This is a genomic window from Vicinamibacteria bacterium, from assembly GCA_035620555.1.
Taxonomy (GTDB): Bacteria; Acidobacteriota; Vicinamibacteria; order Marinacidobacterales; family SMYC01; genus DASPGQ01.
Window position 1 is genome coordinate 1 of record DASPGQ010000599.1, and the last position, 4,174, is coordinate 4,174.

Annotated in this window: 3 protein-coding genes; all 3 read right to left on the reverse strand. The window is 60.9% G+C overall.

All coding sequences use genetic code 11. The features are described from left to right. Nucleotides 1-1,491: 1,491 nt before the first annotated feature. Nucleotides 1,492-2,208 (reverse strand): DNA alkylation repair protein, encoded by a 717-nt coding sequence (locus tag VEK15_24495; GenBank protein HXV63883.1) that lies wholly within the window; start codon nt 2,206-2,208, stop codon nt 1,492-1,494. Nucleotides 2,209-2,215: 7 nt separating this feature from the next. Continuing rightward, nucleotides 2,216-2,569, reverse strand: coding sequence for a hypothetical protein (locus VEK15_24500; GenBank protein HXV63884.1), 354 nt, complete (start codon nt 2,567-2,569; stop codon nt 2,216-2,218). Nucleotides 2,570-2,637: 68 nt separating this feature from the next. Continuing rightward, nucleotides 2,638-4,174, reverse strand: a 1,537-nt coding sequence (locus VEK15_24505; protein HXV63885.1) for a DNA polymerase II, incomplete at its 5' end; no start/stop codon positions are given.

The window sequence follows — 4,174 nt, forward strand, 5'->3', positions numbered from 1 at the left end:
GAGTAGGCGTTCGGCCCGGCAACCACACGGGATGAACAGCGACTACTCCGGGGCGATTGCCGCCGGGGGTCGCTCGAAGCCGCGCGTCGGCGCAAGCCAACGAAAGATCACCCGCGGACGTGGAAAGCGCTATCCTCCAAGTCATCTACCGCTTTGATGAAAAGGCGGCACTTCTGATCATTACCGTCTACGTTTGACCGAGGACGAATGACCTGCGAGTTCTGTGGCAGCAAAACGGTCGCCAAAAGGTACGTCAGCACGACTGGCTACACGGGAAGCTCTACGTCGTGGAGAACGTCCAGGCTGAGGTCTGTCGCAAGTGTGGAGAACGTTACTACCACGCCACGACGTTGGATGCGATCGACCGGCTCCTCGAGGGCGACCACGAAGTCAGGCAAAACCTAGAAGTCGAAGTCGTTAGCCTCTGAATCCCAGCATTCCAGTCTGGCGAGCGCCAGCTTGCGATGTCGCCATTCCGTCGCCATCGACCGCGCGAAACGAGCGTTGATACCCGTTGGTGGCGTGAGCAACCACCACCCTCGTCCGATTGCGCTCACCGACCGTTCGCCTCCGAGAGCGAGACACAGGCGAGCTCACGCCGCTTGCGCCGTTTGCGTCAAGTACTTCCGCAACGAGTCGATCTTCGTCATCTCGCACCGGTCGCGGAGTAGCGACTTTATATTCATTCCAAAATCGAAGTGTCGTCGAGCGCCGAAGAACGAGCCCCGCATCCGCTTTCACATCCCAGGAAGCGATTTCCGATACGCGAGACGTCGCTGCGCCGAATCGTCATGAACCTTTTCCGTTCCAGAGCCGACCCTTCACCCTTGCGTAGAGGGCTGCATTCCCCGATGGGGCATTACCACTTCACACTAAAGCGGCACAGGTGCAATTCAGTCTGTCACGCGTTCTCGCATTCGCTCTACAAAATGAAAGCGATACCGACCGCAAGCATCGGGCCGTGTATGTTTATCAGAAGCCCCCAAAAATTTTCGCCGACGTGCTGTCGTCCGAGAACGAATGAGACGAAAGACGTAATAGCAGCGAAAATAACCAGCGGCTTCTCTTTGGTAAAACGACAAAAGAGCGGTCGGAAGGGTCGCCATAGGGCCGAAGAGGATCACGATCCAGGATGTCCAGGGTTCGCCTTCGCGAAAAACAAAAACGGTATACAACGCCATACGCAGATGCCACCAGCCCAGAGCGACAGCCATACGCGATGATATAACGCCCAACAATAGCAACCCATTGGTGGCACGGCCTTTCATAACCGCTGACCTCGACCGGCGTTATAGAGAGTTTGGAGTCCGCCACATAGGATTCATCACTTCTCGGATTCCTGCAAGAAGAATCCCATCCAGAAACTTCACCAAGCAAGACCGCCAGGAGCTACCAAGATCCTCCACCAGGATTTATTGGTTTGAAACGCGCGAGTTCAAGTCGGACGAACGCCTCAAAAGGTCACACCGGATCGGAACTTTCGACCCTCGGCTAGATCCTCCCCTTCAAGTACGCCTGCCTTCGCGCTTCCGGCAGCTTCTCGATGGCGTAGCGGAGCATCGTCCTCGGCATCTTCCGGTAGTGGGTCTCGAGGAAGCGCTCCTGCGCGGCGTGGTCCTTTTTGCCGACCTCGCGCAGCATCCAGCCGACCGCCTTGTGAATGAGGTCCTCCTCGTCGGTGAGGAGCACGGCGGCGATGCCGAGCGCGTCGTCGAAATCGCCCTTTTTGATGAAATGAAACGTCGCCAGCATGGCGATGCGACGATCCCAGAGGTTTCGCGAGCGGGCCCAGCGATAGAGCTGGCTCCGGTCGCGGTTCTCGAGAAAACCGCCGACGATTGCGGGCGCGCTCCCGTCGACGAGATCCCAGTTGTTCACGAAACGGCGATGGCGGACGTAGAAATCGTAGATCCGTCGGCGCTCGCCGGCGTCGTTCGTGTGCCGGAATCGATCCACGAGAATGAACAAGGCGACTTCGCGCTCTTCATGGAAAGGCGAGGCGAGGAGCTTCGTGAGCTCGGGATCGGCGATCTCTCGCGCTTTTCGCGCGACACGGCGACACTTGGGAACGGTGACCCCGTGGAATCGGTCACCCTCCCCGTACTCACCGGGTCCGGTCTTGAAAAAGCGCGGAAAGAAAGCCGCTTTCTCGGGATTGGCCTCGGCTTTGAGAGCGCGACGGACCTGGGCCGCGGTAGAGAAAGACACGTTCGCTTCAGCGACTCCAGTAGCCCAATGCCAGGCCTTGTGCCCAACCGACGATTCCGCTCACGATCGGGAAGGCGACGAGCGCCAAAAGCAATCTCATCGCCGAGCCCGCCGATCCCGGCGCGAGCACGAGCCCGAGCTGCACCGCCATCGTCGCGAAGAACGCCATGCCGCCGCCGATGGCGGGGTGAGCACACCAGGGGCAGTGTGGTCCGTCCACCGCGTGGATGTTACAGAAGCTCGCGGCCCCATTCCATAAAGAGAGGCAACCGCAATCGAATACGAGGGCACAGACGTCGATGAAGAAAACGGCGCTCAGGCACCACGTCACAAGCAGAACGGCAATCCGATGTCTACGCACGTTTCGCAACGGTCTCAGAACAACTTCAACTGGGCGTCGAGGATTCTCGCAACCGAAGTGCCCTCGAGCTACAGGATCGCGTCGGCGGCGGGAGCGAGCTGCCGATCGAGGTAGTGCTGGTAGTCGAGCGGCGAACGCTTGTTGTCGATGGGCTCGGGACCGTTGGTCGTCATGACATAGCGAATCCAGCGACCGCGTCGCGACGATTTCCTCGCCGCCTGAGCGTGAGGGGGAACGTTCTTCTGATAGTCCTCCATGCGGCGCCTCAAACGCTTTCGGTAGACGAGCTCGCGGTCGCGCTTGCCGGCGAAGAGCTCGTCGGCGGTCGAGCGCACGTACTCCTCGAAGGGCTCCTCCATCAGAACCCTGCGAAAGACTTCGCGCTGGAACTCGCGGGCGAGCGGCGTCCAGTCGGAACGCACCGATTCCAGACCGGTGAACGAGAGCTCGAGCCCGGCCCCGCGCTTGACGAGACCCGCGTAGCGCTTCTTGCTCCCCTGCTCCGAGCCCCGGATCGTCGGCATGAAGAACCGCAGGTAATGCGTCTCGAACTGGAGCTCGAGATACGACTCGAGCGCGAACCGTTCGCGGAGGTGGGTGGACCAACGAAGGGTGAGGGTTTTCGCGAGACTCACCCCAATGGCGCGGCACTCCGACTCTTCGAGACCCGCGCCTAGATGGACGAACAGGGAGTCGGTGTCTCCGTAGACCACCTCGTAGCCGTCCTCTTCGATCCACTCCCGGCTCTTCGTGATGATCTCGTGCCCGCGCAGGGTAATGCTCGCCGCGAGCTTGGGGTCGAAGAACCGGCAGCCGTGAGTCCCCAGGACCCCGTAGAACGAGTTCATGATGATCTTGATCGCCCGCGACAGGGCTTCGTTGCCGGAGCGCTTGGCCTTGTCTCTTTCGGTCCAGAGCTCGGCGATGAGACCGGGCAGGATGTGTCGGTCGCGGGAGAATCGAGCCCCGCGAAACCCCTCGATCGCATCGTCGCCGGCTTCGGCGAGCCCGAGGGGATCCACGCGAAACGTTCGGATGATGCTCGGATAGAGGCTCTTGAAATCGAGCACGATGACGTTGTCGAACAAACCCGGACGCGAGCTCATCACATACCCGCCCGGGCTCTCACCGTCGTGCGATCGGTCTTCGACGTCCCCGGCCACCCGGCCTCGTCGATGGAGTCGGGGGAGGTACAGGTTGTCGAAAGCGGCGACCGAGCCTCCCACCCGGTCGATCGCGAGGCCGGTCAGACGAGCTCGCTCTAAGGCGAACTCCATGAGCCGCGTGCGGGCGAAGATCTCCTCGACGAGCCGGCAGTCCTCCACGTTGTATCTCACCAGGGCTTCCGGTTCTTCGAGGTACATGCGACGGATCTCCCGAAGGCGATGCTCTTCATTGTCGATGAGCTTCCCACGCCCCAGGAGCTTCCTGGCAACGAACTCCAGACCGAAATCCTCGAAGGCCCAGGTCGCCGTTCGCAAGGTATCGATACCGTCGAGCACGGCTCGGCCGGGAATCCTCGCCACCCGCTTTCCCGTCGGGCTCGAAGGCTCGAGAAGCGCCGCACGCTCGCCGCCCCGCCCGAGCCCGAAACCGAGCCCGAGT